This window comes from Rheinheimera sp. A13L (assembly GCF_000217935.1).
Classification (GTDB): domain Bacteria; phylum Pseudomonadota; class Gammaproteobacteria; order Enterobacterales; family Alteromonadaceae; genus Pararheinheimera.
Window position 1 is genome coordinate 21076 of record NZ_AFHI01000056.1, and the last position, 26579, is coordinate 47654.

Sequence of the window (26579 nt, forward strand, 5' to 3'; positions counted from 1 at the left end):
CAACATAGCCCAGTTAAACAGCTGACCAGACTTTTAACCAGGGATAGTGACTAAAGGCTTCACTAAACCATTGCAGTGCTTTGCCCTGACCTTGTTTTTGCCAGGCCAGATACAACATAGCCTTTTCGCGTGGAATGCTGGTTTTTTTAGCGATTAATAAACCTCTGGCTAATTCATCCTGAATTAAATGTTTTGGTAAAAAACCAACCCCTAAACCCTGCACCTGAGCGGCAATTTTGGCCTGCATTGAACTGACTCTGAGTACGCGGCGGGTGGTAAATAAGCCGGAACTACGTTTAGGTGCATCCAAAGCCGAATCCGATACCACTATAGCCGTTTCCTGCTCTACATCCGCTAAATCAATTTGCCTGTTGATATTGGCCAGTTCATGCTGCGGCGACAACGCAAACACAAACTCTACTTCACCTATAGGCACCAGTTCGTATTTTCCTTTGGGCATATCAGCCGATACCCCCAAAGCAATTTGAGCCCGACCTGTTTCCAGCGCCTCCCAGCCACCGCCTAAGACTTCTTCACGCATACTGACTTCCGTCATTTTGCCAAGCGCCATAAATTCGTGAATAAGGCTCAACACAGGCGGATACGGCACTATGCTGTCTTTGGCTATTACAAACTGCGTTTCCCAGCCTGTATCCACTTGCTTAATCGCATCCTGTAATCGGCTGGCTGCCTGCAATAATTCACGACCCTGTTGCAGCAGCAACAGACCAGCTGGTGTCAGCTGTGCTTTTTGTTTGGAACGGTCAAACAGCTGTACGTCAAGATCAGCTTCAAGTTTGGCTATGGTATAGCTTAAGGCAGAAGGCACTTTGTATAAATGTTCAGCCGCAGCGGCAAAGCTGCCCTTGCGGTCGATAGCATCCAGCGCACGCAAAGCGTCCAGCGTCAGAATAGGATGATTGGCCATAATACCTTTATTTGCATGTTCAAAAATTTTGAATGATGAACTCAGTTTATTCCGCTTTTTTAAAAATGCAAGCCGTTCTAAAGTACACACATCGGAACTGACAAGCGGTTTAAAGCAGTCTGACAACCCTAATTAACGGTCAATTTATTTAAAGGTGAATACAAATGAACAAAGTAACTTTACAACAAATTTTCAGTACTAACGCAGGTTTTGGCGCTCTAGCATTACGAGTTCCAGTCGGTATTATTTTTGCCGCACACGGTGCACAAAAATTATTTGGCTGGTTTGGTGGCTACGGTTTAGAAGGCACAGGTGGCTGGATGGAAAGTATAGGCCTGGCGCCTGGTGTTTTGATGGCCTTTTTAGCTGGCGCGGCTGAGTTTTTTGGTGGTTTGGCTCTGGTGTTTGGTGTGTTAACCCGCCCTGCAGCAGTGACCTTAATTATCGCCATGTTAGTGGCCATCTTTAAAGTGCACTTTGCCAACGGTTTCTTTATGAGCACCAACGGCTACGAGTTTGCCTTAGCCTTGTTAGCAGCCAGCGTTTCTCTGTTATTCAGCGGTGCAGGTAAAGCCTCGGTCGATGCCATTATCGCGAAAAAACTGAACTCATAATTCCAACCAGGTGGCTCTCTCTGCGAAAGAGAGAGCCTGTCCGAACTTAGCCCACCGGGCTGCAGCTTCAAATACGAGGGATTTCATGATTGAATTAAGACGTTCTGCTGATCGCGGCACAGCCAATTTTGGCTGGTTAAACAGCAAACACACTTTTTCTTTTGGCCGTTATTACGACCCGGCTCATATGGGGTTTTCAGCGCTACGAGTGATTAACGATGACGAAGTAGACGCAGCTGCAGGCTTTGACACCCATGGCCATCAGGATATGGAAATCATCAGTTATGTGCTGGAAGGTCAAATTGCCCACAAAGATTCTGCAGGCAATGTAAAAACTTTACCTGCGGGTGAATTTCAGCTGATGAGTGCAGGCAAAGGCATTTATCACAGCGAATTTAATGCCAGTGATAAAGACAACTTAAAATTTTTGCAGATCTGGATCCAGCCCAATCAATTTGGTGGCGAGCCTGGTTATCAGCAAAAAGACTTTAAGGCCGAAGCAGGCTTAACTTTGGTGATTACTCCGGATGGCCGTGATGGCACTTTGCAGATCAAACAAGATGCCTGTTTATCCCAGTTGCTGTTAAGCGAGCATGATGTCATTGAATTGCCAGTGACTGCCAAACGCAACTTCTACCTGCATTTAATTGAAGGGGAACTGGAATTAAATGGCATGACAATGCAACCAGGTGATGGCGCAAAAATTAGTCGGGAAACTGAGCTGAAAGCTTTAGCCACTCAAGGACCAGTACAAGCCCTGTGGTTTGATTTGCCTTAGTACCTCCCTGTAACTAAAGCACTGATCTGACAGTAAAAGGTTTGCACCAGCTGTCAGATCCACAATGTCGCTATCAGAGACGGGTATCCTTATTTTGCAGCTACCCCCTTATCACAGAGACTCGAAAACCCATAAATTCATGATAAATAAAGAATATATAAATTCATCATAATCAAATCACAAAAAATAGATTGTCAATTGATATATTCCAATATATACATATTCATGTATCAAATTTGAAACAAAATTTCATTTAACACCAAAATAATTTACTTAAATTAACTAGGTATTGATATATGCATAAACTCAAAATGGGGGCTTTTGCTTTTTCTATTGTAATATCCGCGTTTTGTGCACAAGCAAGCAGTGAATTAAAGCCTGCTGATCAGAAAGCGACTGCTGATTTCAACAACAGTTTTATCGAGAGACATCAACAGCACGCAAACTATTTGCATCTGACTGAAAAACAATACCATAAAGCACTATCAAGCTATCTTAGATTAGCCTCTGGTGGCAAAAGCAATTTGAAAACACTAAGCAGCTTTCCGGAGGTTCAGGAAGCGAGGCTGTACTTTGAACAAAATATAGAATTGCCAGCTTCTTTATCAGACAAACTAGCCGAAATAGCAAAAACTCAACGCCAGGCCTACGCCGATTATCTGGGAATACCAGTCGAAAAACTCAGAGAATTTGATGCATTTGTCAGTTCAAAGGTCGATATGGAGCAAGTGACCGCTGATTTGGAGCAGCCAACAATAACCCCTTTTTCAGAAACCGAAGTTATTGTTGTTACCTGCGATGCTGCATGCGTAAGCCACGCCAAACTTAATGAGATGTACAAACAAATATACTTCGCTAATTTGGCTATGGGGGGAGGCGTTCCACAATACAAATCATTTTATGTCTATTACCCATCCTACCCCGCTGATTCTGCCTATGAAGAGTGGCGCTACAATAATTATTCCGGAGCTTGGTTCAGAGGCGTTGTTGAAATGTGCGGATATGAGATTTGTAAAAAATAACAAGTTCGCTTCACTAAAAGGGGGGAACCGCCCCCCTGAATGACTACCTTTTGTGCCATAACCTTAATGCGCCTTAAACAACCACAAAACTGCTGTTTTAAATTCAGACCGCCAGGCCGCTTCGTTATGTTCGGCATCCTCCACCAGATGATACTGAGTCAATTCAGCCGGATGACCCTGGCTTAGCACGGCCTGATACACCTTTTGCAGGTCTGGTACCATAGAGTCGCCTTCTTTACCGCCCATATAAAAATACAAACGTGCGTCCTTAGCGGCCGGATGATTTTCAAACCATCTGACCTGTTCACCTGTGATCCAATACGAAGGTGAAAAAATACCCGCTTTACCAAACACCTGTGGAAATTGCAGTATGGCGTAATGGCTGATTAAACCGCCTAAAGAACTGCCCATAATGCCAGTGTGCTTTGCGTCAACCAAAGTACGGTAGTGCTGATCGATATAAGGCTTGACTGTGTTGGCAATAAACTCCACGTACGCTTTGCCCTCTGCTTTACCATACTTTGGGTGATCCACAGGGTTTAGTTCTGTGATGCGTTGTTCACCACCGTTGTCTATAGCCACAACAATAAGCTCAAGCTGGCCGGATGCTGCAAGTTCATTCAGCGTTTCATCAACCCCCCACTCGCCAGCAAAAGCTGTTGCGTCATCAAAGACGTTTTGGCCGTCGTGCATATAAAGCACCGGGTATTCTTTATCTGAACTGCTGTAACCAGGAGGCAGATACAGACGCACTTGTCTGTTGCGATTTAATTCCGGCATCACAAAAGTTTCACTCAGTACTTCCACCTGTGGCAAGGCAGTAGAGACTTTCGTCTGCTGAGCAGGGTCAGAACAGGAAATCATGAGCAACAGCAGAGGAACATTTAAAATCAATTGGCGCATAACCAAAACCCTTAAGTAAGCACAGGGTGTCAGCCTAACCAGCTTATCTGCAAACAACAAATAAAAAATGTTACAGAATGCCGCATTTGATTTCATAAGTTTTGAACCGTTGCAACTGCAGTTTTTTGTGCTGCGATGACGACTGGTCTGTGTGCTCCAAATTATTAAAAGCTAAACCCCTATCAAAAGCTCCAAATTATCCATTTTTATCGTTTTGTTGACTTTGTCCCTTTTGTCTTGTAGATTGATTGAAATTTATGCTACGAAACTGCCAGGTCAGACATAGCAAACTTCCTTACATCGGCACTAGTTTTAATTCACACCAGAGTGATTGACTGACAACGAGGTTTTTTATGTTGAGCGGCATTTTAAAATTCATGAAACAAGCCCCTTTGCCTGTACAGGCATCTCCAGAAACTTTGTTTTACAAAGCAGTGCAAAAACAAATTCCGTTAATTGTGTTTGATCCACAAGGATTTATTCTGGAAGCCAATGCCTTGTTTCTTGACGTCGTAGGTTACAGTCAGGATGAAATCGCCGGACAACATCATAAAATATTCTGTGATATGCATTATGCGCGTAGCAACGACTACACCAAATTCTGGCATAGTCTGGCTCAAGGTACCCCACACTCAAAAACATTTACACGCTACAAAAAAGATGGAACGGCTATAGCCCTGGAAGCGACCTACTTTCCTGTGATTGAAGGCAATAAAGTCATACGAGTTATAAAGTTTGCCAGTGACGTCACAGAAAAAACGGCACAACTAAGAGACCAGCACGCCATTATTCAGGCTTTGCATAGATCTCAGGCCGTCATTGAATTTGAACCAGACGGCACTATTATTACCGCCAACGGTAATTTTCTGCAGTCTGTGGGTTATAGCCTGCAACAGATTAAAGGCAAGCATCACAAACTATTTTGTACTGCTGATTTTTATCAGCAAAACCCACATTTCTGGTCAGAGCTTGCCAAAGGGCAATTTAAATCAGGGCGTTTTGAGCGCCTGAATGCCTCTAAGCAGTCGATTTGGCTGGAAGCGACCTACAATCCTATTTATGGTGAAAATGGCAAGATCATCAAAGTGATCAAATTTGCCTCTGATATATCTGCCGATATGCAAAAAGAACACGCCATCGAAAATGCCGCGAATGTGGCGATGAGTGCGTCGTTAGAGACTGTAGACGTCGTGGTATCCAGCAAAACACAAATGCAATCTCTGGTAGAGAATTCAACCCTCATTTCAAAAGAGATTGCAGAGGCAACTAGTCAGATTTCCAATCTGAATGAAGATTCAAGACAAATATCAGCCATAGTCACAACCATCCGCTCTATTGCAGATCAAACCAACCTGTTAGCCCTGAATGCAGCTATTGAGGCGGCAAGAGCGGGTGAGCATGGTAGGGGTTTTGCTGTGGTCGCTGACGAAGTACGTAATCTTGCATCACGAACCAGCACTTCAACCCGAGAAATAGAATCTGTTGTGGTTAGGAATATGGAGCTAACAACCCAAGCTATGCAAAAAATGGGCAATGTCAGTACTTTTGCTACAGATGGCGCCACTCTTGTTGAACAGGTGCATCAATCTCAGGAAGTGATAGAACAGGTATCCAGATCAGTGACTAACACTATAGCCGCCTTGACCCAGCATAAGCCCTCGTAGAAAACAGCTCAGGCAAAGGCACTCTTTACGCTAAAGAAATACAAAAGTCTGAGTTGTTCTTAAAGAAAATCGACGTCTTGAATTGTGCAAATCAGCCAGTTAAAGTGGCGCCCTTGTTCTTCGCCATGTGATGACCCGCTGTATGAATTTACCTTCCTACCGCTATTTTTATATGGCAGCTTTAGCAGCTGCCATGATGGGCACTATTGGTGTAATTGCCCGTTACAGTGAAATAGATCCGGCCAGCCTGACGTTTTATCGTTTAGGTGTGGGGACTGTGATTTTGGCTTTGTATTTAACACTAACGGGGCAACTGCGGTTATTGGCGGGAAAACCAACTGTGTTGGTTGTGTTCAATGGTGTGTTACTCGCCAGTTTTATTTTGTGTTTTTTATCTGCAATCCAAACTATCTCTTTAACCCTTGCTATTTTGCTGGTCTATCTGGCTCCTGCCTTGTCGGCCATTATTGCCCATTTTCTGTTTGCTGAACGCTTAACCAGTCGCACTTTGTTATTGATCATACTGGCTTTTTTTGGCTTTTTTATGCTGCAGGAATTTCAGCTTGGCAACCCTGTTGAACAGCAACAAGGCCTTTGGTATGCATTGGCTTCTTTAGTCACCTACACGGCTTTTATTTTACTCAATAAAAAAGTGCCTGCTACTGTGCCTCTGTATCACAAAAGTTTTTATCAGTTGCTGGTTGGCTCGCTTTGCGTATTGCCTTTGGTCGCGGATCAGCCCTGGCCTGAAGCGGATCAATGGGTCTGGCTGGTGATTGCAGGGTTATTTCCGGGATTTCTGGCCTTGGTATTTGCGTTGCAAGCCATTCAACATTTACCCACCAGAGTGTTTGGGACTCTGGCTTATCTGGAACCTGTAGTGGTCATTATCGCTGCATGGCTGCTGTTTGCCGAACCTATGTCTGTTTTACAATGGCTTGGCGCGCTGCTGATTCTGGCTTCTGGTGTAGCTCAGGCCTGGTTAAGCCAAAGCCCACAACAAAGCTGATTAAATCAACCTAAGGAGCTACATCCAGCGACACTCTGTTGCGTAAAACCACTTCTTCACCAGGACTAAACAGGTTGGTGTTATGCAGGTACAACTCCAGCCTCATCGCAGGTGTAATACGTAAAGGCCGTTCCAGCACATAACGTTTGGTGCAAGGTAAGCTCAGCAGTAGTTCGTCCTGTAGTCTGAGTTCTAACTGGCAATAAATGCCATCAGGCAACACGCCCGTCATACTGTAGGCAATAAAATCTGTCTGTTTTTCCGGCCATTGGGGTTGATGAGGCAAGCGGCTGCGCTGACCTGCGATCAACAGTTTTTCTGTAGTCCAGGTGAGATCCAGAGGTGCAGACAGCACCAGCAAAGGCATACTCAATAACAGACCACAAAAAAGCTTCATCTGTTGTTCACCTTAGTCAGCCCCCTTTTTAGCCACCTTGCTGGATCAAACTAAACTGCAATTCGGCTTGTTTGAAATCACGCTGTAACTGGCCTTGCATTTGGTTCAGCTCACGCAACTGTTGCTGCAGATCGCGGTTTTCATCCAACAGCTTTTGTTTCTGCTGTTTGTCCTTCAACACACTCAACTCTTTGCTGTTGTCGTCGATGCGTTGTTCCAAATGATCTATAGTGCCGGCATTTCGCTGCAAGGTTTTTTGTAAATTCAGCAGCGCAGATTCAGCCTGATACCATTTACGACCTCTGTCATAACCTAAACGAAACTGCGGTTCTAAAGCACCGGTACAAACTTTGTTATAAGCACCACCACTTTGGCCTAACTCCCGGCCTGCATCATAAGTGCAATACAACATAACCCCTTCAGCGTGGCCTTGCTCATAAGCTTTAAAATCAGCACCTACCCCATGTTCTGCACATTCTTTTTGGTAGCTGCGAAATTTAGTGCTGGCGACCCCTTGCTGCCCATCGGTTTTACCAATAGCAAACCAGTCTCCAATCTGACATTCCTGTGGACTGATGCTGCTACACCCTGTAAGCGCCAATACAGCTATCAGTAAAACACCTTGTTTCATGTCACTTATCCCTTTGTATTCTCTATAAACTTCAGACCTCTACTTATAGCGGATTAGTTCAGCAAATACATCTTTTTTGCCTTAGACTAAACGCAGTTTTGCAGAAATCCCGTGGTGTAATGAATTATCTGGCCCATCTGCTGTTAGCACAACCCAAGACTGATTCCCGTATTGGTAATTTATTGGGTGACTTTTACCATGGCACCAGGCTGGAGTTATTAAGCCCTGCAGTGGCCGCCGGTTTATACAATCACAGAGCTGTGGACTGGTTTACCGATCAACATCCACAAGTTCGTGCAGCTCGTTTGCTGTTTAGCCCAGAAGTACGGCGTTTTTCCCCTATTGCTTTGGATATGTTGTTTGATTTTTGCCTGATTAAACACTGGAGCCATTTTTTTACTTCAGACTTTAGCGACTACAAAGCTCAGCTGTATCGCCAGTTGCAAAACGACTTGCCGCAGATGCCAGATGCTATGGCCAGAACCTTTAAAGCTGTGACTGAACAAGACTGGTTTGGCCGTTACGCACAACTTGAAGGTATTCAACAGGCGTTACGCCGTATGGCGCTGCATGGCCGCTTTACTGCCCGTTATGCCTCTATTGCAGATGAATTACCAGAACTTCAGGCAAAAACAGAAGCTGTGTTCCTTGAGTTTTTTCCACAGTTGCAGCGGTTTATTCAACACGCTGCCATAGAGCAGGACCCCCTGCTGGCTTTTGAACGTTACAGTAAGGCCACGGGCAAAGACCAGAGCAATACCGCCTGATCAGGCCTAAGTTCAAGAGCTGTAATGGACGATTTTTTGATATAAAAATGCCCGGCGTCGCTATTCAGTAACAGCGCCAGCAAAGCAGAAATATCAGGTTCATGGCCTACACAGCAGACAGACTCAACTCCTTGTTTGATCAGCTCAGTTAACGCCTTGCGCTGCACGTCAGGCAGAGTATCAATAATCAGCCAGGCTTGTTTTTGAGGTTCAGGCCAGTCGGCATGCTGATGCAGCAACAGTGCTGTTTGTTCGGCTCTGTTAAAAGGACTGGTCAGCAACAGTTGCGGATTTAACTGCTGTTTTTTACAAAAATCCGCCAGCTTTTGGCTTTGTTTAATGCCTTTATCCACCAAATCACGACTTGGATCCGGCAGCCCCAAAGCTCTGTCCTGTGCCGTAGCATGACGCACTAAATACAGCAGCATCAGGGCTTACTTCGCTTGAGGTGCAAAATCTGCACTTTCAAAATAAAGTTGTTCTGCATCTTTGCCTTTGGCTTGATAAAGAATTTCATCCACAGCACCTTCCCCTGTAATAGCCCTTACCAATAACTCGCCTTGCGAAAGTGCAATACGATAAAGCCCGCCTTGCTCCGCCACTGCGCCGACTGCTTTATCCAGCAGTTTTTGCTGAACCAGCACTGTTACAGTGCCAAGATCTTTACCACCTCGTTCAAAATGCCCCAGGTAGACTTGTGCGTTAAAGGTTTTTAGTTTGCCCTGCTGTAAATCATGTAACGCGAAAGGCTGTGGCTCCAATGTCACCAGTTTTTTTGCCGTGAGCGCCTGCAGGACTTGCTCTGGCAGCTCACTGCTGACCTGAAGCACAATCTGATGGGCGTGTTTACCTGCAGGAAAAGACAGATGTGAGGCAATGAACTGATCTTCCACCTGCAGTAACACCATGCCGTGGATGCCATGACTGGCATGAAGACAGGCCCAAAGCGGTGAGCTCACACAAAACAATACAAGCAAAAATGCTCTCATCAGGACAAACTCTTTAATTCTACTTTGGATGAGTCTGCAACTATCCATGACATGGGTCAAGTTCAATACCAGATTGCCATACCCACCAGCTAAAAAATATTGCTATAATCCGGCCACTTGCCGCACCGGGCCTACCGGGTCGGTCTATTAAACTGATGTGGAGAGCGGACCATGCAATTTCCTGATGACGGCAATGGCGATATGCTGCGTGCCTTAATGGACGCCGGAATAGATTTAAGCCAGCCTCTGGCCATCGATTTTTATCTGGTGTTTAAAAACAAAGACTATGCAGAAAAAGCTATGGCCGCTTTAGTAGCGTCAGAGCTGCAAGGTGAAGTAGAACTGCACTTCAACGATCTGGAGCAATGGGAGCTGATTGTCAGCCAGACCATGGTGCCAGAGCATGCAGCTATTACCACACGTGAAGCTGAACTGGATAAATTCGCTAAGAAATTCAGCGGCCACAATGATGGCTGGGGCGTGATGCAACATCAGGACGGCGATGACGATTTTGATGATGAACATGGCGAAGACTGCGACCCTGACTGTGGTCACCAGCATTAATTTTTACTGATACAGATACGAGAGAGAAGCAATGGGCGCTCAATGGAAAGTTAAACATAAAGCCGACGCCTCGGCTGCCAAAGGCCGTATTTTTACTAAATTAGCCAAAGAAATTATGGTTGCAGCCCGTAACGGTGCAGACCCTGATATGAACTCTAAATTACGTGTTGCAGTTGAGGCCGCCAAAAAAGCTTCAATGCCACGTGAGACTTTAGAACGCGCCATTAAAAAAGGTGCAGGTTTACTGGACGGCCCGGCGAACTATGAAACCGTTGTGTATGAAGGTTTTGCCCCACACCAGGTGCCTGTTATTGTTGAATGTTTAACAGACAACAAAAATCGCTCGGCCCAGAGTATCCGTGTGCTGTTCCGTAAAGGTCAGTTGGGCGGTTCAGGTTCAGTCTCATGGGACTTCAAATACTTAGGCGAAATTGTTGCACACGCCGTAACACCTGATGCCGATTTAGAAGTAGCAGCCATTGAAGCTGGCGCACAGGATTTTGAAGAAGGTGAAGAAGGCGACAGCGTGTTCCTTACTGAACCTACTGATCTGGATGCAGTCAGCAAAGCTTTACCAGCTTTTGGTTTTAACGTGACCTCAGCCAAGCTGGTGTATCGTCCAAATAACCCAGTGACTTTAGATGACGCAGCCCGCGCTGAAGTGGAAGCCTTTTTGGAAGCCATTGACGCCGACGATGACGTACAACATGTCTACGTGGGTTTAGCAGGTTAATACTGCACACTGAATACAAAGGCGGCTGGAGCCGCCTTTGTTTTTTGTGAACTATGAACTCCTTGCTCTACAGGTATTGTGATGTTAATGATTCAGGTAGCCTCAGCTAATCCGGCAAAAATCAAAGCTGTGGCTTCTGCTTTTGCTGAACTATTCCCCGCTGAAACTTTGGATGTACAAGGTGTAGCTGTGCCCAGTGGTGTTGCAGCTCAGCCGATGAGCAGTAATGAAACCTTATTGGGTGCCATGAACAGAGTAGCGGCATTAGCAGACCATAAAGCAGATTATCGTGTGGCAATAGAAGCAGGTTTAGATGGGGATTTCACCTTCGCCTGGATGGTGATTGAACATCAGGGCAAAATAGGCAAAGCCCGTTCTGCCAGTTTAATGTTGCCGCCTGTGGCTTTAGCACAACTAAAAGCAGGTAAAGAGCTGGGGGATGTGATGGATGCCATGTTTGAGCAAAACAATATCAAACAAAAAGGTGGTGCTATTGCCCTGCTGACGCACAACAAACTCAGCCGTAGTTCGGTTTATCATCAGGCTTTAATTTTGGCAATGATCCCTTTTTTGCATCCAGATTTATTCTGACTGGCGCAAAACAAAGAATTAAGGTTGTTATTCATCCACTTCAGACTTAGTGTAGAGATCCCACCATTTACCCAAGGGAATATGACATGTCTGGATTAAAAGTGCTGGCCCTGTGTGGCAGCTTAAGAGCCAAATCGACCAATAAAGCTTTGGTAGAGTATGCGATAGCGAATGCCCCTGAAGGCATGCAGATTGAACTGGCGGATTTATCTGAACTGCCATTTTACAATGCGGACCTTCCTGCCAAACCTGCAGCAGTAGAACGCCTGCTGGCTCAGTTTGCCAAAGCTGATGCTTTGCTGCTGGCCTGCCCCGAATACAACTACTCTATTGCACCAGCGCTGAAAAACGCTCTGGATTGGGTTTCCCGTGAACCAAACAATGAATTAATGGCGGGTAAAGTAGCAGCTATTATGGGTTCAGGCGGTGGTATGGGTACGTCTCGTGCTCAGTATCATTTGCGTCAGGTTTGTGTATTTTTAGATTTGCATCTGGTGAATAAGCCTGAAGTATTCTGTAACGCTTTTGCCAATACCTTTGATGCTGAGGGTAAGCTGACCGATGAACGAGTTCAAAGCCTGATAGTGCAGCAGTTGGGTGCTTTGCAAGAGTTGGCCTTACGTTTTAAAAACTAAAGACTTAGCAAAATTTTACTCTGGTACAAAGCAGATAAAACAACAGAGTTGTTTTCATCTGCTTTCTTTGTCAGAGTAAGGCTCAGCATAAGAAATCACATGGTTTGACACAGCCATCCCCAACTTGCCAAGGACAGAGGTAAAGCTTGTTACAGCGCTTAAAAGACAATTTCCACCTGTCGATGATTACTTTGGTTGGCGTAATAGCCAGCTGTACTTTATTGCCTTACGCTTTATACCGTTTGGCAACAGGCAGCTATTTGGTCGGTATAGTGGACTTGCTGATGATAGCCGTCAGTACAGTTTCAGTCTGGATGGCGTGGCGCACCGGGGATACTGAAAAGCCGGGCTTTCTGATGGCTGCCGTATTTTGTTTTGGTGCCGTTTTAGTTTGTATGAAACTCGGGCAGGATGTGCTGTTCTGGATTTATCCTTTGATGGTGTTTATCTTCTTTTTAGTAGCCCCCATCAAAGCCTTACTCTTATTGTTATTGATGGTCAGCGCTATTGTGTCGCTGCATTTTGCCGATCATTCCCGCATTTTTAATAGTGGTTTTCAACTGCTGGCTTTTATCACCACTACGTTCATCACCAGTATTTTTGCTTATATTTTTGCCTACCGCACTCATTTACAGCGCCAGGAATTAAGGCATTTGGCCACCACAGATCCGCTGACAGGCGCAGCGACCCGCCATTCACTGACCGACGAACTGACAGCAGCAATTGAGCAGTATCAGCAGAAAAATAGTGTCAGCGGCTTAATGCTGCTGGATTTGGACCATTTTAAGCGTATCAACGATAACTTTGGCCATCAATCCGGCGATCAAATTCTGAGTCAGTTGGTGCCTTTATTAAAACAAATGATCCGTCAGCAGGATTCCGTGTTCCGTTACGGTGGTGAAGAGTTTGTATTGCTGATCAAAGAAATTCAACTGGCCGATTTACATCGTTTAGCGGAAAAAATCCGTCATGCGGTCTGGCATCAGTTATCTTTACCTGACGGTTCAGCCCTAACGACCTCTATTGGCATTGCCACAGTGCAACAGGCTACCGACTGGGAAAACTGGCTGCAACAGGCCGATGTGGCTTTGTATCAGGCCAAACATCAGGGCCGCAATCAGGTGGTGATAGCTACAGGTCATGAAGCAGACAAAAGTGATCCGTCTTAGACTTAAGTCGAAGCGCCATTTATTCAGTAATACTTTAAGCTGACTTAATTAATCTCCTGCAGGTGTGTTTTATGTTGTCTTTTATCATCAGCCGTTTTTTTGCTTTTCAAATTCTGGTGCTGCTGGTTCTGGCTTTAGCCAACTACTTTTCAGCCATTAAACTTGGATTTATTCAGGATGTGTTGTTACTGCCTGCTTTAACTGTGTATCTGGTGTATCAGTACTCTAAACAACAAAATGCTTTTTTAACTCAGGCGCAAAGCCATAAAGTAATTTATGCACTGATTTTAAGTGATGCGCTCATACAGGCGGTACTGACCTTCAGCAGCCCCCAAGGCATTATTGCATCAGAACATTTTGTGAATGCCGCTTTAACTTATGCTGCCGTGATGGTGTTCCATAGTCTGATGATTTATTTTGCTGTCGGATACAGCAAAAGCTTATTTGAGAAACGCCAGGCGTTGGGCTGATGATTAAAAGCCTCTGTGACCACAGTGCTGGCGTTCACATGGAATAGCATCGTTATCGCCATCAATCATCACATCAGGGCAGTTTTTTAAATAGAATTTAGCCTCTTCACAAGACAACATTTCAGAACAATGTCGCTTACCTTCACATTGAAAGTGCTGCCCGTACCGGGCTTGTATAGCGGGCGACACCGGCTCATCTGACAAAGCCATCTCTGCTGGTCCTGTTACTGGTTCTGTGATCACAGGTAAAGCCGGCGCAGCATGTGCACTAAACAAATACACAGACTGATAACCCAGCCAGGCCAGAATAGTCACAGTAACCACTACCGATAATAACTGCTGAAATGGCAAAGTGGAGAGGGCGGGCTTTTTTACTGCAGGTGCAGGCGCAAAACGTTGTCCCGCTTTGTAAGCAGAAACCGCCTGGGCTTTACCTTCTGAATCGACTTCAATCTGAAAAAAGATCTGGTCGCCATTGTTTAGTTGATCGGGCTTCTTACGAAAGCCGCTGCTGCTGATCCGAATATCTGGCCCAGCCTTGTGCTGTTGCAGAAATCCAGTCCCTTTAGCGCTATCCCAATCTTTTAACTTTCCCTGATGTAACATGTCAACGTCCTGTTGCGGTTGTTTTCTGAACGCTTTATTTAACCTAAATCAGCTTTGTTTTACAAGAAGGAACAAAAATAAAAACGGGGTCAGATCACATTGTTAACTATTAACAACGTGATCTGACCCCGTTTTAAGCTTAGTTACGGATCAGGTAGTCAAAAGCACCTAAAGCCGCTGTTGCGCCACTGCCCATTGCAATAATAATTTGCTTGAACGGTGTATTAGTGGCATCACCTGCAGCAAACACGCCTTTGAGTGATGTCTGGCCGTGACTGTCGACTATGATTTCACCCCGTGGCGTTAATTCCACAGCGCCACGTAACCATTCGGTATTGGGCACTAAACCAATTTGTACAAAGATACCAGCCAGTTCCACAGTGTTGCTTTCGCCATTGGTACGGTCTGTGTACTGCAAGCCAACCACACGCTGACCATCACCCAACACTTCTGTAGTTTGAGCTTGCGTGATGATAGTAATGTTGCCCATAGACTGCGCCTTTTTGATCAGCACAGCGTCTGCACGCAAGGTGCTGTCAAATTCCAACACTGTGACATGCTGAACAATACCAGCTAAGTCGATAGCCGCTTCAATACCTGAGTTGCCGCCACCAATAACTGCAACTTTTTTGCCTTTAAATAAAGGACCGTCACAGTGCGGGCAGTACGCAACACCCTTACCACGGTATTCTTTTTCGCCTGGCACGTTCATTTCTCTCCAACGTGCGCCAGGAGATAGAACTATGCTTTTACTTTTCAGCACAGCACCGTTTTCAAGCGTGATTTCAAACAAGTCGTTTTTGCTAAGCTTCACGGCTTTTTGGCTATTCATAATGTCCACTTCGTACTGACGAACGTGAGACTCTAAATTAGCCACCAGTTTTGGCCCTTCAGTTTCTTTGACAGAAATAAAGTTCTCAATACCTACAGTATCAGCCACCTGACCACCAAAACGCTCAGCAACAATACCGGTGTTTAAGCCTTTACGGGCTGCATAAATAGCAGCTGCAGAACCAGCTGGGCCACCACCCACAATCAGCATGTCGAAGTTGTCTTTGGTTTTCAACGCTTCAGCCTGACGAGCTGCAGCACCGCTGTCGACTTTGTTCAGAATATTGGTCAGGGTAATAGCGCCCTGAGAGAACTGCTGACCATTTAAATACACTGTAGGTACAGCCATGATATTACGTTTGCTGACTTCATCAGGGAATACAGCACCGTCAATCATGGTGGTTTTGATATTTGGGTTTACCGCTGCCATTAAATTCAGCGCCTGCACTACTTCAGGGCAGGTTTGGCAGCTTAACGACACAAAAACTTCAAAGTTAAATTCACCCTGCAAAGCAGCAATTTGCTCCAGTACAGCAGCTTCTTCTTTAATGCTGTGGCCACCTGAATGCAATAAAGCCAGCACGAGTGAAGTAAACTCGTGGCCCATAGGCACACCAGCAAAACGAATTTGAGTATTTTTAGCAGTAGAGCGCACCAGCATAGATGGCTTTAATACTGCAGGGTCTGTCTCATCTTTTAAATGGATCAGCGAACTTAAACCGGCGATATCTTCAGCCAGACTTTTTAACTCGGCTGCTTTATCGCTGCCGTCTAACGCAACTACCAGCTCCACCGGGCTTTTCAGGTTTTGCAAATAGGTTTTTAATTGGTTCTTTAGGTTAGTATCTAACATATTTGGCCCCTTTCTTATAGCCACAGTCACGGCCACCTTCAGGTGGATTGCCACTGCCCTTTTGGACAAAGCTTCGCCGTACCAGTAAATTCTGGTGAGCAAAACTCACAAATTTCGGAATTAAAGGGGCTGAGAACTCAGCCCCACACAGTCTTAATCAGACTTAGATTTTACCAACCAGGTCTAAAGATGGAGCTAAAGTCGCTTCACCTGGAGTCCATTTAGCTGGACATACTTCACCGTCGTGGTTTGCAACGTATTGTGCAGCCTGAACTTTACGGAACAGTTCTGCAGCGCTACGGCCTATACCTAAGTCGTGAATTTCAGCAACTTTGATTTCGCCTTGTGGGTTAATTACGAAAGTACCACGTAAAGCTAAACCTTCTTCCTCGATCATCACACCGAAGTTACGAGTGATTGCGCCAGTTGGGTCGCCGATCATTGGGTAGTTGATTTTCTTGATAGTTTCAGAAGCATCGTGCCACGCTTTGTGAGTGAAATGCGTGTCAGTAGATACTGAGTAAACTTCAACACCGATTTCCTGGAACTTAGGGTAGAAATCAGCCAGGTCGCCTAATTCAGTTGGGCAAACGAAAGTGAAGTCAGCTGGGTAGAATACTACTACTGACCATTTGCCAGCCAGATCCTGTTCAGTCACTGGAACAAATTTACCGTGATGGAAGGCAGTCGCTTTAAATGGCTTGATGGTGCTGTTGATAATTGAAGACATTGTCTTACTCCATGTTGGTTGGTTACTAAAATTGAACTCGCTTCGATGGGAAAGAGAATAGCCGCTCCGAACGATTTGAGATAACGAAATAAATCTATATAGCTAATCTGTTTTTACGATTGAAAAATTCAGCTATTTATCTGTTTTTCCACTTTATTCTAAAGTGCCACTATGACAACAGCATAAAAGCTCAGTGCTTACTACATCTGTACCGCTGTCATTCTTTGTCCGTTAACACCACAAAAAGTGCAAAGAATGACTATGCTCAATAAGTCAGGTTTAAAGTGGGGGCATAAATTGAAACTTCAAGCAGCTAAAGCCCTGACAGGCTGTGTTTTTTTATTGCTGGCCCCAGCTGTGATTGCAGATACCCCAGCGGTGTATCGCTACCAGCAAGCCAATGGCGTCACCGCCTTTTCCGACAGAGCTCCCAAAAACCGGCCTTATATCAAAGTTCGTTTTGATTGTTTTGCCTGCGACCTGAAAAGCACAGTGAACTGGCACAATACCCCCCTGTTTTTAAAGAAGTATCAGCATGAAATAGCAACCGCAGCTTTGCATCATCAGTTAGACCCTGCGCTGCTAAGGGCCATCATTCACGCCGAATCCGCTTTTAATCCCAAAGCTTTATCCAAAAGCGGCGCCGCAGGCTTAATGCAACTGATGCCGGACACAGCCACCGAAGTGGGTGTTAAAGATATCTGGCACCAACAGCAGAATATTCAGGGAGGAGCTTCTTACCTGGCATTTTTACTGAAACGTTATAAAGGCGATATCAAACTGGCAATGGCAGCCTACAACGCAGGGCCAGGTGCTGTGGATAAACATCAGGGCATTCCACCTTATGCTGAAACCCAAACCTATGTAGAGCGGGTTCAGTTACTCTGGTCTCGCTATCAGCAAGCCAGCCAGGCATCCTGAAACATTTAAAGCTAAAGAGTAACAATTTATAAGCCATTGTTTTTGAATAATTTTAACGCTTCCCCTTCCTTTGCAATTCCTCAGCACAACAGGCAGACTAACAACACTTTCAAGGAGTTGTTTTAAGGATCTGTTATGAAAAAATTGATTGCTGTCTGTATTCCCACCTTATTACTCAGTGCCTGTGTGATCCACGTAGGTCATAGTTCTGCAACAGAAAATCTGCAACACGAACAACGCCAGTTGCAGTTAAGCGCTGCAGGTTTGAGCGAGTTAAAAGCTGAAACTGAAGCAGGCGACCTGAAAATTGTCGGAGTCAAAGGGGCCAGTCAGATTGAAGTGACAGCCGATATTTATTCCAGCGATAGCAGGCCATTTACTTTATCACTGGAAAAACAAGGCTCTGCCGCTGTACTTAAAGCTGTCGGCAGTTCTTGCTTCGGTATTTGCACTGGTTCCTCAGCTTATGCTGATCTGGTAGTGACAATGCCAGCTGAACTTGCTTTGGCACTGGAAGACGGTTCAGGTGATATCCATATCGAAGGCTTAAGCTCTGATCTGGTGATTGAAGATGGCTCGGGCAATTTAACAGTGCAAGGTGGCCGTCATCTGGTACTGGAAGATGGTTCAGGCAATGTCAGTCTGACTCAGCTCAGCGGCAATGTGACTGTCGAAGATGGCTCAGGTGATTTGTTTATTCAGCAGGTTGCAGGCACTGTACTGGTAGAAGATGGTTCTGGCGATATAGATATTCAGCAAGTCAAAGGCATGGTGACTATCAGTGATGGTTCAGGTGATATCCGGGTGCAACAAGCCGGTGGTTTTACTTTACTCGAGGATGGTTCAGGTGAACTGAAGATTGATCAGATCAACGGCCCTGTCAGCTTAAATAAAGACTAATCCATACACGCATATCCACACAAACAGGTCAGAGATCAACTCTGACCTTTGTCTGCGGCAGCACGCAGTTGCCGTAGCTGTTTATCATGTAAGTTTTTCAGCATAAACCAGCCCAGCACAGCCCCCATTAAAGCCCACAGCATATCGGACTGAGTATCCCAGACATAACCCTGAGTACCTAAAAAGGCTTCGGCATCTTCACCCGTTGCTAAGGCGACCCACCATTCAATGAGCTCGTAAAAAGCGCTAAAAGCTAAACAAAAACAAATACTAAAAAAACATTGCCAGCTTTGACCAAAAATTAAACCTTTACGCAGAATAATTTCACGGCAAATAATCACAGGAATAAAACCCTGAGCTAAATGCCCTACTTTATCGTAATTGTTGCGATCGCCGCCCGTCCAGTCACGGATCCAGTCAAATAAGGGCACTTCGGCATAAGTGTAATGCCCACCTACCATCAAAATCACCGAATGCAGCAAAATTAAGCCATAAAGCAAAGGGGTCAGTGGAAAACGGCCTTTAGTAACCGCCAGCACCACCAGACCAATTAAAGCGGGTAAAACTTCCAGAAACCAGGTGAACTGGTCTTTTGGCTCTATGCCTGACCATATCAGTACCACAAAAAATACTGCTAACCATACGCCTTGTTTCATGCCGATATCACCTTTCCCTGAGTAGTTAACTCTATCAAACCAATAAACCAGCTAAAACACAAGCACAAGCCTGAGCGCCGCAATTCAACAGCCTGCATATCCACCTATCCCCTTAACTCACCGTTGGTCACTTTTTCACTCACAAACGCAGCTTTGTACAACACACTTGCATCAGTTCACTCACTGGTACCAGCATGATGGAAAATATCAAACAACGATTTAAAGGTTTTCTGCTTAGTTTTATCTGCCTGAGTTTTATTCTGGGCATGGGCCCGTATCTGACATTACAAACAGCGCCAGCTTTAGGCACTTTACTGACCATGCTGCCCTGATCCCTTGTTGTTTTTGTGTAGCTGCGGTAAAACATGAAGCTGAACTATTTTGGGAAACCTGATTTTGTCTGATTTTTTTAGTCGTGCCTTTCAGTTATCGACCCGCTTTCACAGAAGCTATCTGTTGGCTCAGCTGATCTTTGCCTTATTGTTTATGGCCAGCTATCTGGTGATGATGCAACCTTTCCTCAACATCCAGGATACAAATATAGCCTCACGGTTTGTGATACGGGGGCTAATAGACGGAGCCACACTACTGCTGATCACTCATCTGCTATTAAGACCAGTGCTTAAGTTTTATGTAGCTCCTACGACAAAAAAACTTTTGCCGGTTTTTTGTAGTTTTTTGTATTTAACAGCACTGGCTTTAGTCTCTTCAGGTATCTCTATGTTGACGGCTCAACTGGAGCTGTTGAAAACAACTCAAATCGACACCGTCAGCTTTAATCATCAAAACCAACAAGTTCTGATGGAGTTTTCTCAGTTTAATCAATGGCTTTTGGGTGGTTTTAATTCACTTATCGTGTTGCTTGGCTGGAGCATGATTTATTTGTTCTGGCACAATATGCAGCAAAAAAAGCAATTACAACACCAGATGCAACAAACACAAATTCAGCAACTGACCTACCAGCTCAGTCCACACTTTTTATTTAATGCCTTAAATTCAGTGCGAGCCTTAATTTTTGAAGATCAGCATCAGGCCGCACAAACCGTCACACATTTATCTGAACTGCTGCGTATTCATTTACAAACTCAAATGCGGCCTGTTGCCACTTTGGCGGAGGAATGGCAAACCGCAGAATTTTATCTGCACATAGAACAGGTCAGGCTGGAGCAACGGCTGGAGACTTGTATTGAATTAGCTGAAGACTGCCTGACACAAAAATTGCCTGGGCTGACGGTATTAACGCTGATTGAAAATGCCATTAAACATGGCATTAGCCCTAATGCCGAACCAGGCTGGCTGAAGGTGAAAGCAGGAAAAACCAGCCGATCTGTCTGGGTGCTGTCAGTCAGCAATAGCTACAAAGCGGTCAGCCCCTTCAGAGGCACAGGCAGTTCGCTTACCAACTTACAACAACGTCTTCAGTTGCAACTTGGGGATAACATTCGTTGGCAGCAGACTAAAACAGAGCAGCAGTTTGAAGTACGGATGGAGCTGCCTTATGTTTAAAACCTTAGTGGTGGATGATGAACGTTTAGCCAGAGCCGAACTTAAGCGTTTACTGAGCCCTTACCCACAGATCAGTATTGAGGCTGAAGCCAGTACAGCGGAGCAAGCTTTGGAGCTGATGGGTCAGCAAGCTTTTGACCTGGTCTTTTTAGATATTCAGATGCCGGGGTTATCAGGGTTACAACTGGCACCTCAAATACAACAGAACTGCCGTTTTGTATTTTGCACTGCTTTTGATCAATACGCACTGGACGCTTTTGAACTTAATGCTTTGGATTATTTATTAAAACCTGTAGCGCCAGAACGGCTGGAACGCACTATTCAAAAGCTGGAGCTACAGCAGGCTTCAGGTCAGCAGCACAGTTATTTGCCTGAACAGCATGGCATTTTGCTGAAATTTGGCGACATCAGCCGGATCAAAAGGTTAAACGAAATTCAGCGTTTTGAAAGTATTGGCAACCACACCGCTGTGTACTGCGAGGATGGTAAAAGCTTTTTACACAGCTCTTTATCCAAGGTAGAGATGCGCTTAAACCCGCAGCAGTTTTTTAAAGTCAGCCGCTCCGACATAGTGCGCATTGATACTATTTCGCACATTGAGCCAGGCATGGCAGCGGGCACTATGATTGTGGTACTTAAGGATGGTTCTGCAGTGGAAGTCAGTCGCCGTCAGGTGCAACAACTGAAGCAGCTCTTTAATGCCTGGGGTTAACCGTATTTCAGTGATATTGGCCGAAAATCACTTTTTAGCAGCCATAGTCTGACGGATCTTTTACTCTGAAACTGTTCAATCACAGACTTGGATCACACAGAGGATTAAAAGATGAACGAGATGATGACAACCTTTAGCAGTGCTTTTGCTGCAGCTTCACTAACACAATGGCTGGTTTTTTTACCCCTGTTTCTGGCTGTCTACTTCTTGCCAGCTTTGCTTGCTTTGGCCTTTAACCGCAAACATTTAAAACTGATTTTAGTTGCGAATATACCAGCAGGTTTTTCCATAATAGCCTGGGGCGCGTTAATAGTCTGGGCTGTGACAGGAAAAATGATGGAGAAAAAACAACCAGAAAAAAGCCCTGTTTAATCAGGGCTTTTCATAAATGGAGTAGGTGTAGCCTTTACTGCTGCTGACGATACCATTCGCCTAAAATCAGACTGGCGGCCACGCTGACATTTAACGACTCCACTTTGCCAGTGCCTGGAATTTGCAGCGCTATATCAGCAGATTTAGCCACAGACTGAGAGACACCAAACATCTCTTCACCAAAAACTATCACTACTTTGGCGGGCAACTGGCTGCTGTACAGCGATACGCCGCCATGACTGGAAGTGGTTACCAGCGTATAACCCGCCTGTTTGCATAGCTGTAAGGCCAGCGGCAGGTTGTCACAACTTAAACCTTCGACAAACTCAACCCCACCTTCTGCAGTACGCGCTGCAGCGCCATGCGCCAATAAGTCAGGGTCTTTCATCACTATGCCACTGATACCAAAGTGAGCGCAGCTGCGGGCTATAGCACCTAAATTGTGAGCATTTCCGATTCCGTCTAAGGCGAGTAAACAGTCAACCTTCTTCCGCTTCTGAGTCAGGTAGCTTGCAATAGACTGCACAGGCTTACGCTTAACCAGCAGCACAATGCCGCCGTGGTGGGTGCTGGACGCTATTTTCTCCAGCTCGGCATCTTCAACAATGTGATACGCCTTTTTGTTCGCCGCTAAATATTTCATCACATCGGCAAATTTCGGAGCCATCTTCTGCGACATATAAAGTCGTACCACAGCTTCAGGCCGTTGACCAAATAAAACGCGACAAGCATTTTCACCATACACTTTGGTTTCATCATCCATTACCGTACGCACTGGTTTAGCCATCGGCGCTTTTACCGCAGCAGGGCGACTGGATTTAGTGGCCGTTGACTTGGCGTTTTTTGCACCAGCGTCTTTGGTCCAGGGCTTGTGCAATGGATTAGCTTTTTTTTCGCCATTTCCTTTGTGTTGTGACATAAGATTTCCTGCTTGCGCCTTGCGCGCCTGTAATCGTAAATGCGGCGGATTTTACCAGCTACAGGGCAACAATACTTCTATTTTTCCAGTCGAAGAACATTCCCCTTCAGGTTAAAGACAAAAGCTGAAAGAAAGTTGATAACCCGATGAACGATATTGTGATAGATTTGTATATCTGCAGTTTTGTCCGACACGGGCTTAGTGTTTTGCTATTCAAGTCTCAAAAAGTAAATTAAACTTTTCCTGTATAAGAAAAATCATATGAATCAATCTTCGGAAACAATAAGCAACAAGGTCGTGAAATTTTCGTAGGTCGGAGGCATAGAACTGCACTGACACCATAGGATATAAAATACTGGAGAGTAAAATGCGAAATAAGCAGTTGTTTTTATTTGTAATAATTTCTTGCATGGCTCAGCCATCTCAACTTCTTCATGCCGAAGAACAAAGCAAATCTAATGGTTTTTTAAAAAGCTTATTATCACCCCCCTCAGAACAAGATATATTTAATGACAAAATTGATCTATGGGTAAGCGAGAAATCAAAAGATTTTTTACTGTCAAATAGCGATAAGTGGCCATTTTATATAGATGGTGAAATCGTAGATTTAACAACTCAAAAATCATTACATCTAGTTAGCAAAATTAATGAAGCTCTTGAACCAGTAGTCCAGAATCACAAAAAACAAAATCCAGAAGAAAATTTTCGGACTGTTGGGTCTTTGAGCGCTACTGCTTCTGACCTCCTGCAAACTCAGAAAACTTGGAATAAACTATTCTACAAATATTCAGATGAATTTTCTGGAAAAATAGTTGCTGGAAATATTTTCAGATTAAATAATTACTGCGAAAGTAAAAATATAGCGCGGGAACAGTGTAATTCTGGAGTTTCTGCTAACGAATCAACTGACATTTCAGCATTTTTGATTAAATCAAAGTTCAGACAAGAAAATCCGTATATTTTTGACTTCTATGATTCATTAACTCAATTAATAGCAGCGATAAAGTCATATCAAGTCGAAATAACTAATCATTCGTTAGCTGAAGAAGCAGCTACTCTAATTGAGATAGCCAAAAAAAATGGATGCTCTAGCGCCCAGATAGGATCGAATTCTGGAGCGTTATTAGTTAGTGAAGCAACCTACAGTTCATTTAAACCTGATCCGAGCGTTATATATGATTTAAAAGGTTTTATCGTCCAACAAAGTTTTGACGAGGGAATCTTAATTTCATCATCTATAAAGTCTTACAACATAACGCCGCGCTTCTATTTTGTCACAACATCCAACGACTACATTGATCAACATCTTCTTCAAGCTGGTGAAGTGTTCGTATGCGCTTCAGGTTCAAAATCTTATGTAGATACACTCGGAAGGCAAAGAAAAGTTCAAAAGTTTAAGTCTATAGAAAATAATGAAAAATTTTATTTTTTGAAATAAATATAGCAAGGTCTACATACCACATTGAAACTACTGAAAAAGATCGCAATATGAACGTAAGTCGACTCAATTTTTACCCACATCCAAGGTGGTCTACAAGTGAAAGTAAAATTGTACATTGATAACAATGTTTGGGACGAGTTATTAAAACATCAGATAGATATCGCAAAAGAGTTACCTATTACGGATTATGATTTATTCATAACAAGAGAGGCTGAATTTGAAATAGAATCAATGCCGGAGAGTATTCTATTTTATGCTAAAAAAAACATAGTCAACGCAAAAATTAAAACAGATAGAATATTCGGTTTTAAAAATCCTAATCTATCAAATGATGAACAAAGACATGGAGGGTTTAGCTCTAAATTTTCTAACGTAAAAACTGCTGGTCGATTTTGGACAAAAGCTGAGAATAAAATTTTCGAAAAAGAGCGGCATCTAATCGGAACTCAAAATCTGAAAACAAAACTACTAAAAAATGAAGCTGACGTGTCTCTTGCCACGAGAAGCGCACATTCAGCTATCTTAACTTGTGATAACAAAAAGGCATTAAAACGTGCGAGCATGAATTCGGGGAATGTTATAAACCTAAGAGAGTGGAACAGCGAAGAAAAATCACTTTCGGATTTTATTAGATCAAAATTAAGTAGTAAACAAAAAGTCTGTGAATAAACTCATATACGCACGAAAAGACTTACAGCCCCTGATAAATAAGGCTTCCAGCCAGATTAGAAAAATGCGGAGTTCGTACTACCTATCTTGTGTGGATTCCCTACCCCATCCAGCGCCAGCAAACAATCCTGCTTTTTCCGACCGTTTTGGGTTAAATAAGTGGCCAGCGATAGCACCGGCTTACGTTTCACCAACAGCACCACACCACCGTGATGCTGGCTGCCTGCTACTTTCTCAAGCTCGGCTTCAGACACCACATGATAGGCTTTTTTATTGGCCGCTAAATACTTCATCAGATCAGCAAACTTAGGCGCCATCTGCTCGCTTAAATACAAACGCACCAAAGCATCAGGGCGCTGCAAAAAGGCGACCCGACAGGCATTTTCGCCATAAATTTTCGCTTCTTCCTGCCGGTTTTGTTTTAATACTTTGGCAGACACAGTTTTAGGCTGAGCAGCTTTTGTTTCTGGTTTTTTGGCTGCAGCTGCTTTGGTTTTAGTCCATGGCTTTTGTAATTCTGAACCAGGCTGTGCTTTTTTATGCTGTGGTGCTGAGGTTTTGCGATTCAAAGGAGATCCTGTACGGGGCTGTCGCTGATGGGACAGATTTTAACACTGCATCAGCCAGAACCCCAAGCAACTTCTGGTACACAGAATACTTGCCTTTCTGCTCTGGCGCAGTATGCTGGCGCCTTGTGCCGCTATTAGTGCGAAAAACACTGAAACATTACCGTTAAAAGAGTCTTCTTATGCTGAGTTATCGTCATAGTTATCACGCAGGCAATCACGCAGATGTGATTAAACATCTGGTACAGATTTGCATTCTGAATTACTTAAAACGCAAAGATAAGCCGTTTTGCTATCACGATACCCATGCAGGTGCAGGTTTATACAGCCTGCATAGCGAACAGGCGCAAAAAACTGTGGAATACCAGACAGGCATAGGCAAACTCTGGAACTATCAGGGCAGTAATGCCGATATTAAAGCTTATGTGGATACCATCAAACGGGTGAACGATAGCGACGACTTAGCTTTTTATCCGGGTTCACCAAAAATTGCCGATTTGCTCTGTCGTGCTACAGACACCATTCAGGCCACTGAATTACACCCAAGCGATCAGCCTATTCTGGCCAGCCAGTTTCAGCGTCGTAAATTTTGCCGTATTGAAAGAATGGATGCCTGGGCTGGCCTGCGCGCTATGTTGCCGCCTTTATCCAAACGTGGCTTAGTGCTGATTGACCCACCTTATGAGTTAAAAACTGAGTATCAGGATCTGGTCAAAGGCCTGCAACAAGCTTACCAGCGCTTTCCACAAGGCACTTATGCCATCTGGTATCCGGTGATAGAACGTCAGGCTGTTGAAAGCTTTATTGATGCCATAGTGGATACACAAATTCGTAATCAGCTGCGGATAGAATATAGCCCATTGCCGGATAATGAAGGTTTTGGCATGACAGGCAGCGGCATGCTGGTAATCAACCCACCTTTTACGCTAAAGCAGGATATGGAAAATTGCTTCAAAGAGCTGGCACCTTTGCTTTCACAAAGCTCTGCAGCACAGTGGCAAGTCACTCAACTGGTCGATGAATAAGGAAAGGC

The 26579-nt window shown here is 44.4% G+C and carries 33 protein-coding genes; 21 read left to right on the forward strand and 12 right to left on the reverse strand.

Annotated elements, in window-relative coordinates; translation table 11 throughout:
* Window positions 1-13: 13 nt before the first annotated feature.
* Window positions 14-928 (reverse strand): LysR family transcriptional regulator, encoded by a 915-nt coding sequence (locus tag RHEIN_RS17195; protein WP_008900253.1) that lies wholly within the window; start codon window positions 926-928, stop codon window positions 14-16.
* Between the two features lie 164 nt (window positions 929-1092).
* Here RHEIN_RS17195 and RHEIN_RS17200 point away from each other — a divergent pair, with 164 nt between their 5' ends.
* From RHEIN_RS17200 to RHEIN_RS17210, 3 genes are all read left to right on the forward strand, one after another.
* Window positions 1093-1542, forward strand: coding sequence for a DoxX family protein (locus RHEIN_RS17200; protein ID WP_008900254.1), 450 nt, complete (start codon window positions 1093-1095; stop codon window positions 1540-1542).
* 85 nt (window positions 1543-1627) lie between these two features.
* Window positions 1628-2320, forward strand: coding sequence for a pirin family protein (locus RHEIN_RS17205; RefSeq protein ID WP_008900255.1), 693 nt, complete (start codon window positions 1628-1630; stop codon window positions 2318-2320).
* Window positions 2321-2616: 296 nt separating this feature from the next.
* Window positions 2617-3342: a hypothetical protein gene (locus tag RHEIN_RS17210; RefSeq protein WP_008900256.1), complete on the forward strand. Its 726-nt coding sequence runs from the start codon at window positions 2617-2619 to the stop codon at window positions 3340-3342.
* A 63-nt stretch (window positions 3343-3405) separates the two neighbouring features.
* On the opposite strand, the gene RHEIN_RS17215 is transcribed toward RHEIN_RS17210, so the two are convergent.
* Complete coding sequence (locus RHEIN_RS17215; protein WP_008900257.1) at window positions 3406-4245, reverse strand: alpha/beta hydrolase; 840 nt, start codon at window positions 4243-4245, stop codon at window positions 3406-3408.
* A 353-nt stretch (window positions 4246-4598) separates the two neighbouring features.
* On the opposite strand from RHEIN_RS17215, the gene RHEIN_RS21380 reads away from it, so the two are divergent.
* Both RHEIN_RS21380 and RHEIN_RS17225 read left to right on the forward strand, forming a co-directional pair.
* Window positions 4599-5909, forward strand: a complete 1311-nt coding sequence (locus tag RHEIN_RS21380; protein WP_008900258.1) for a methyl-accepting chemotaxis protein — start codon at window positions 4599-4601, stop codon at window positions 5907-5909.
* 142 nt (window positions 5910-6051) lie between these two features.
* Window positions 6052-6918, forward strand: a complete 867-nt coding sequence (locus tag RHEIN_RS17225) for a DMT family transporter (RefSeq protein ID WP_008900259.1) — start codon at window positions 6052-6054, stop codon at window positions 6916-6918.
* Window positions 6919-6928: 10 nt separating this feature from the next.
* Here the strand turns inward: RHEIN_RS17225 and RHEIN_RS17230 are convergent, their stop codons facing one another.
* Window positions 6929-7315: a hypothetical protein gene (locus RHEIN_RS17230; protein WP_008900260.1), complete on the reverse strand. Its 387-nt coding sequence runs from the start codon at window positions 7313-7315 to the stop codon at window positions 6929-6931.
* 28 nt (window positions 7316-7343) lie between these two features.
* The gene (locus RHEIN_RS20540) at window positions 7344-7946 is read right to left on the reverse strand and encodes a DUF2799 domain-containing protein (RefSeq protein ID WP_008900261.1); all 603 of its coding nucleotides are present in this window, start codon (window positions 7944-7946) and stop codon (window positions 7344-7346) included.
* A gap of 119 nt (window positions 7947-8065) precedes the next feature.
* Between RHEIN_RS20540 and RHEIN_RS17240 the strand changes: the two genes are divergently transcribed.
* Window positions 8066-8713: an acyl carrier protein phosphodiesterase gene (locus tag RHEIN_RS17240; protein WP_008900262.1), complete on the forward strand. Its 648-nt coding sequence runs from the start codon at window positions 8066-8068 to the stop codon at window positions 8711-8713.
* On the opposite strand, the gene sixA is transcribed toward RHEIN_RS17240, so the two are convergent.
* Both sixA and RHEIN_RS17250 read right to left on the reverse strand, forming a co-directional pair.
* Window positions 8671-9141: a phosphohistidine phosphatase SixA gene (sixA, locus tag RHEIN_RS17245; RefSeq protein WP_008900263.1), complete on the reverse strand. Its 471-nt coding sequence runs from the start codon at window positions 9139-9141 to the stop codon at window positions 8671-8673. The genes RHEIN_RS17240 and sixA overlap by 43 nt on opposite strands.
* Window positions 9142-9147: 6 nt before the next feature.
* Window positions 9148-9702, reverse strand: a complete 555-nt coding sequence (locus RHEIN_RS17250) for a hypothetical protein (protein WP_008900264.1) — start codon at window positions 9700-9702, stop codon at window positions 9148-9150.
* Window positions 9703-9873: 171 nt separating this feature from the next.
* On the opposite strand from RHEIN_RS17250, the gene RHEIN_RS17255 reads away from it, so the two are divergent.
* The 6 genes from RHEIN_RS17255 (at window position 9874) to RHEIN_RS17280 (ending at window position 13864) form a co-directional block, all read left to right on the forward strand.
* On the forward strand, window positions 9874-10266 hold the full coding sequence (locus tag RHEIN_RS17255; protein WP_008900265.1) for a ribonuclease E inhibitor RraB: 393 nt from the start codon (window positions 9874-9876) through the stop codon (window positions 10264-10266).
* Window positions 10267-10297: 31 nt separating this feature from the next.
* Window positions 10298-10999, forward strand: coding sequence for a YebC/PmpR family DNA-binding transcriptional regulator (locus RHEIN_RS17260; protein ID WP_008900266.1), 702 nt, complete (start codon window positions 10298-10300; stop codon window positions 10997-10999).
* Window positions 11000-11080: 81 nt separating this feature from the next.
* Window positions 11081-11590, forward strand: coding sequence for an inosine/xanthosine triphosphatase (gene yjjX / locus RHEIN_RS17265; protein ID WP_008900267.1), 510 nt, complete (start codon window positions 11081-11083; stop codon window positions 11588-11590).
* A gap of 86 nt (window positions 11591-11676) precedes the next feature.
* Window positions 11677-12225, forward strand: coding sequence for an NADPH-dependent FMN reductase (locus RHEIN_RS17270; protein ID WP_008900268.1), 549 nt, complete (start codon window positions 11677-11679; stop codon window positions 12223-12225).
* Between the two features lie 146 nt (window positions 12226-12371).
* A complete protein-coding gene (locus tag RHEIN_RS17275; RefSeq protein WP_008900269.1) occupies window positions 12372-13394 on the forward strand; it encodes a GGDEF domain-containing protein in 1023 nt (340 codons plus the stop codon).
* 71 nt (window positions 13395-13465) lie between these two features.
* Window positions 13466-13864, forward strand: coding sequence for a hypothetical protein (locus RHEIN_RS17280; RefSeq protein WP_008900270.1), 399 nt, complete (start codon window positions 13466-13468; stop codon window positions 13862-13864).
* Between the two features lie 3 nt (window positions 13865-13867).
* Here the strand turns inward: RHEIN_RS17280 and RHEIN_RS17285 are convergent, their stop codons facing one another.
* From RHEIN_RS17285 to ahpC, 3 genes are all read right to left on the reverse strand, one after another.
* Window positions 13868-14470 carry an excalibur calcium-binding domain-containing protein gene (locus RHEIN_RS17285; RefSeq protein WP_008900271.1) on the reverse strand — a complete coding sequence of 201 codons (603 nt, stop codon included), beginning with the start codon at window positions 14468-14470 and terminating at the stop codon, window positions 13868-13870.
* Between the two features lie 139 nt (window positions 14471-14609).
* Window positions 14610-16154 (reverse strand): alkyl hydroperoxide reductase subunit F, encoded by a 1545-nt coding sequence (gene ahpF / locus RHEIN_RS17290; protein WP_008900272.1) that lies wholly within the window; start codon window positions 16152-16154, stop codon window positions 14610-14612.
* 163 nt (window positions 16155-16317) lie between these two features.
* A complete protein-coding gene (gene ahpC / locus RHEIN_RS17295) occupies window positions 16318-16884 on the reverse strand; it encodes an alkyl hydroperoxide reductase subunit C (protein WP_008900273.1) in 567 nt (188 codons plus the stop codon).
* 297 nt (window positions 16885-17181) lie between these two features.
* Here ahpC and RHEIN_RS17300 point away from each other — a divergent pair, with 297 nt between their 5' ends.
* Complete coding sequence (locus RHEIN_RS17300) at window positions 17182-17805, forward strand: transglycosylase SLT domain-containing protein (protein ID WP_237704410.1); 624 nt, start codon at window positions 17182-17184, stop codon at window positions 17803-17805.
* A 135-nt stretch (window positions 17806-17940) separates the two neighbouring features.
* Complete coding sequence (locus RHEIN_RS17305) at window positions 17941-18705, forward strand: DUF4097 family beta strand repeat-containing protein (protein ID WP_008900275.1); 765 nt, start codon at window positions 17941-17943, stop codon at window positions 18703-18705.
* Between the two features lie 35 nt (window positions 18706-18740).
* On the opposite strand, the gene RHEIN_RS17310 is transcribed toward RHEIN_RS17305, so the two are convergent.
* Complete coding sequence (locus RHEIN_RS17310) at window positions 18741-19361, reverse strand: DUF2238 domain-containing protein (RefSeq protein WP_008900276.1); 621 nt, start codon at window positions 19359-19361, stop codon at window positions 18741-18743.
* A 194-nt stretch (window positions 19362-19555) separates the two neighbouring features.
* Between RHEIN_RS17310 and RHEIN_RS21090 the strand changes: the two genes are divergently transcribed.
* The 4 genes from RHEIN_RS21090 (at window position 19556) to RHEIN_RS17325 (ending at window position 21951) form a co-directional block, all read left to right on the forward strand.
* The gene (locus RHEIN_RS21090) at window positions 19556-19693 is read left to right on the forward strand and encodes a hypothetical protein (RefSeq protein ID WP_158005498.1); all 138 of its coding nucleotides are present in this window, start codon (window positions 19556-19558) and stop codon (window positions 19691-19693) included.
* A gap of 64 nt (window positions 19694-19757) precedes the next feature.
* Window positions 19758-20867 (forward strand): sensor histidine kinase, encoded by a 1110-nt coding sequence (locus RHEIN_RS17315; RefSeq protein ID WP_008900277.1) that lies wholly within the window; start codon window positions 19758-19760, stop codon window positions 20865-20867.
* The gene (locus RHEIN_RS17320; protein ID WP_008900278.1) at window positions 20860-21579 is read left to right on the forward strand and encodes a LytR/AlgR family response regulator transcription factor; all 720 of its coding nucleotides are present in this window, start codon (window positions 20860-20862) and stop codon (window positions 21577-21579) included. The genes RHEIN_RS17315 and RHEIN_RS17320 overlap by 8 nt, the downstream gene beginning before the upstream one ends.
* A gap of 111 nt (window positions 21580-21690) precedes the next feature.
* On the forward strand, window positions 21691-21951 hold the full coding sequence (locus RHEIN_RS17325) for a superinfection immunity protein (RefSeq protein ID WP_008900279.1): 261 nt from the start codon (window positions 21691-21693) through the stop codon (window positions 21949-21951).
* Window positions 21952-21985: 34 nt separating this feature from the next.
* Here RHEIN_RS17325 and RHEIN_RS17330 read toward each other — a convergent pair whose 3' ends face one another.
* Entirely contained in the window at window positions 21986-22870 is an 885-nt protein-coding gene (locus RHEIN_RS17330; protein WP_008900280.1) for a tRNA/rRNA methyltransferase, read from the reverse strand.
* 367 nt (window positions 22871-23237) lie between these two features.
* Between RHEIN_RS17330 and RHEIN_RS17335 the strand changes: the two genes are divergently transcribed.
* Together RHEIN_RS17335 and RHEIN_RS17340 are read left to right on the forward strand one after the other, a co-directional pair.
* Window positions 23238-24308 (forward strand): hypothetical protein, encoded by a 1071-nt coding sequence (locus RHEIN_RS17335; RefSeq protein WP_008900281.1) that lies wholly within the window; start codon window positions 23238-23240, stop codon window positions 24306-24308.
* A 99-nt stretch (window positions 24309-24407) separates the two neighbouring features.
* The gene (locus RHEIN_RS17340; protein ID WP_008900282.1) at window positions 24408-24980 is read left to right on the forward strand and encodes a hypothetical protein; all 573 of its coding nucleotides are present in this window, start codon (window positions 24408-24410) and stop codon (window positions 24978-24980) included.
* 56 nt (window positions 24981-25036) lie between these two features.
* On the opposite strand, the gene RHEIN_RS17345 is transcribed toward RHEIN_RS17340, so the two are convergent.
* Window positions 25037-25549: an RNA methyltransferase substrate-binding domain-containing protein gene (locus RHEIN_RS17345; RefSeq protein WP_008900283.1), complete on the reverse strand. Its 513-nt coding sequence runs from the start codon at window positions 25547-25549 to the stop codon at window positions 25037-25039.
* A gap of 179 nt (window positions 25550-25728) precedes the next feature.
* Between RHEIN_RS17345 and RHEIN_RS17350 the strand changes: the two genes are divergently transcribed.
* The gene (locus tag RHEIN_RS17350; protein ID WP_008900284.1) at window positions 25729-26571 is read left to right on the forward strand and encodes a 23S rRNA (adenine(2030)-N(6))-methyltransferase RlmJ; all 843 of its coding nucleotides are present in this window, start codon (window positions 25729-25731) and stop codon (window positions 26569-26571) included.
* Window positions 26572-26579: the final 8 nt, after the last annotated feature.

Coding starts and splice junctions, on each gene's coding strand:
- RHEIN_RS17195 (WP_008900253.1), bottom strand. CDS start 928: ATGGCCAATCATCCTATTCTGACGCTGGACGCTTTGCGTGCGCTGGAT.
- RHEIN_RS17200 (WP_008900254.1), top strand. CDS start 1,093: ATGAACAAAGTAACTTTACAACAAATTTTCAGTACTAACGCAGGTTTT.
- RHEIN_RS17205 (WP_008900255.1), top strand. CDS start 1,628: ATGATTGAATTAAGACGTTCTGCTGATCGCGGCACAGCCAATTTTGGC.
- RHEIN_RS17210 (WP_008900256.1), top strand. CDS start 2,617: ATGCATAAACTCAAAATGGGGGCTTTTGCTTTTTCTATTGTAATATCC.
- RHEIN_RS17215 (WP_008900257.1), bottom strand. CDS start 4,245: ATGCGCCAATTGATTTTAAATGTTCCTCTGCTGTTGCTCATGATTTCC.
- RHEIN_RS21380 (WP_008900258.1), top strand. CDS start 4,599: ATGTTGAGCGGCATTTTAAAATTCATGAAACAAGCCCCTTTGCCTGTA.
- RHEIN_RS17225 (WP_008900259.1), top strand. CDS start 6,052: ATGAATTTACCTTCCTACCGCTATTTTTATATGGCAGCTTTAGCAGCT.
- RHEIN_RS17230 (WP_008900260.1), bottom strand. CDS start 7,315: ATGAAGCTTTTTTGTGGTCTGTTATTGAGTATGCCTTTGCTGGTGCTG.
- RHEIN_RS20540 (WP_008900261.1), bottom strand. CDS start 7,946: ATGAAACAAGGTGTTTTACTGATAGCTGTATTGGCGCTTACAGGGTGT.
- RHEIN_RS17240 (WP_008900262.1), top strand. CDS start 8,066: ATGAATTATCTGGCCCATCTGCTGTTAGCACAACCCAAGACTGATTCC.
- sixA (WP_008900263.1), bottom strand. CDS start 9,141: ATGCTGCTGTATTTAGTGCGTCATGCTACGGCACAGGACAGAGCTTTG.
- RHEIN_RS17250 (WP_008900264.1), bottom strand. CDS start 9,702: ATGAGAGCATTTTTGCTTGTATTGTTTTGTGTGAGCTCACCGCTTTGG.
- RHEIN_RS17255 (WP_008900265.1), top strand. CDS start 9,874: ATGCAATTTCCTGATGACGGCAATGGCGATATGCTGCGTGCCTTAATG.
- RHEIN_RS17260 (WP_008900266.1), top strand. CDS start 10,298: ATGGGCGCTCAATGGAAAGTTAAACATAAAGCCGACGCCTCGGCTGCC.
- yjjX (WP_008900267.1), top strand. CDS start 11,081: ATGTTAATGATTCAGGTAGCCTCAGCTAATCCGGCAAAAATCAAAGCT.
- RHEIN_RS17270 (WP_008900268.1), top strand. CDS start 11,677: ATGTCTGGATTAAAAGTGCTGGCCCTGTGTGGCAGCTTAAGAGCCAAA.
- RHEIN_RS17280 (WP_008900270.1), top strand. CDS start 13,466: ATGTTGTCTTTTATCATCAGCCGTTTTTTTGCTTTTCAAATTCTGGTG.
- RHEIN_RS17285 (WP_008900271.1), bottom strand. CDS start 14,470: ATGTTACATCAGGGAAAGTTAAAAGATTGGGATAGCGCTAAAGGGACT.
- ahpF (WP_008900272.1), bottom strand. CDS start 16,154: ATGTTAGATACTAACCTAAAGAACCAATTAAAAACCTATTTGCAAAAC.
- ahpC (WP_008900273.1), bottom strand. CDS start 16,884: ATGTCTTCAATTATCAACAGCACCATCAAGCCATTTAAAGCGACTGCC.
- RHEIN_RS17305 (WP_008900275.1), top strand. CDS start 17,941: ATGAAAAAATTGATTGCTGTCTGTATTCCCACCTTATTACTCAGTGCC.
- RHEIN_RS17310 (WP_008900276.1), bottom strand. CDS start 19,361: ATGAAACAAGGCGTATGGTTAGCAGTATTTTTTGTGGTACTGATATGG.
- RHEIN_RS21090 (WP_158005498.1), top strand. CDS start 19,556: ATGATGGAAAATATCAAACAACGATTTAAAGGTTTTCTGCTTAGTTTT.
- RHEIN_RS17320 (WP_008900278.1), top strand. CDS start 20,860: ATGTTTAAAACCTTAGTGGTGGATGATGAACGTTTAGCCAGAGCCGAA.
- RHEIN_RS17325 (WP_008900279.1), top strand. CDS start 21,691: ATGAACGAGATGATGACAACCTTTAGCAGTGCTTTTGCTGCAGCTTCA.
- RHEIN_RS17330 (WP_008900280.1), bottom strand. CDS start 22,870: ATGTCACAACACAAAGGAAATGGCGAAAAAAAAGCTAATCCATTGCAC.
- RHEIN_RS17335 (WP_008900281.1), top strand. CDS start 23,238: ATGCGAAATAAGCAGTTGTTTTTATTTGTAATAATTTCTTGCATGGCT.
- RHEIN_RS17350 (WP_008900284.1), top strand. CDS start 25,729: ATGCTGAGTTATCGTCATAGTTATCACGCAGGCAATCACGCAGATGTG.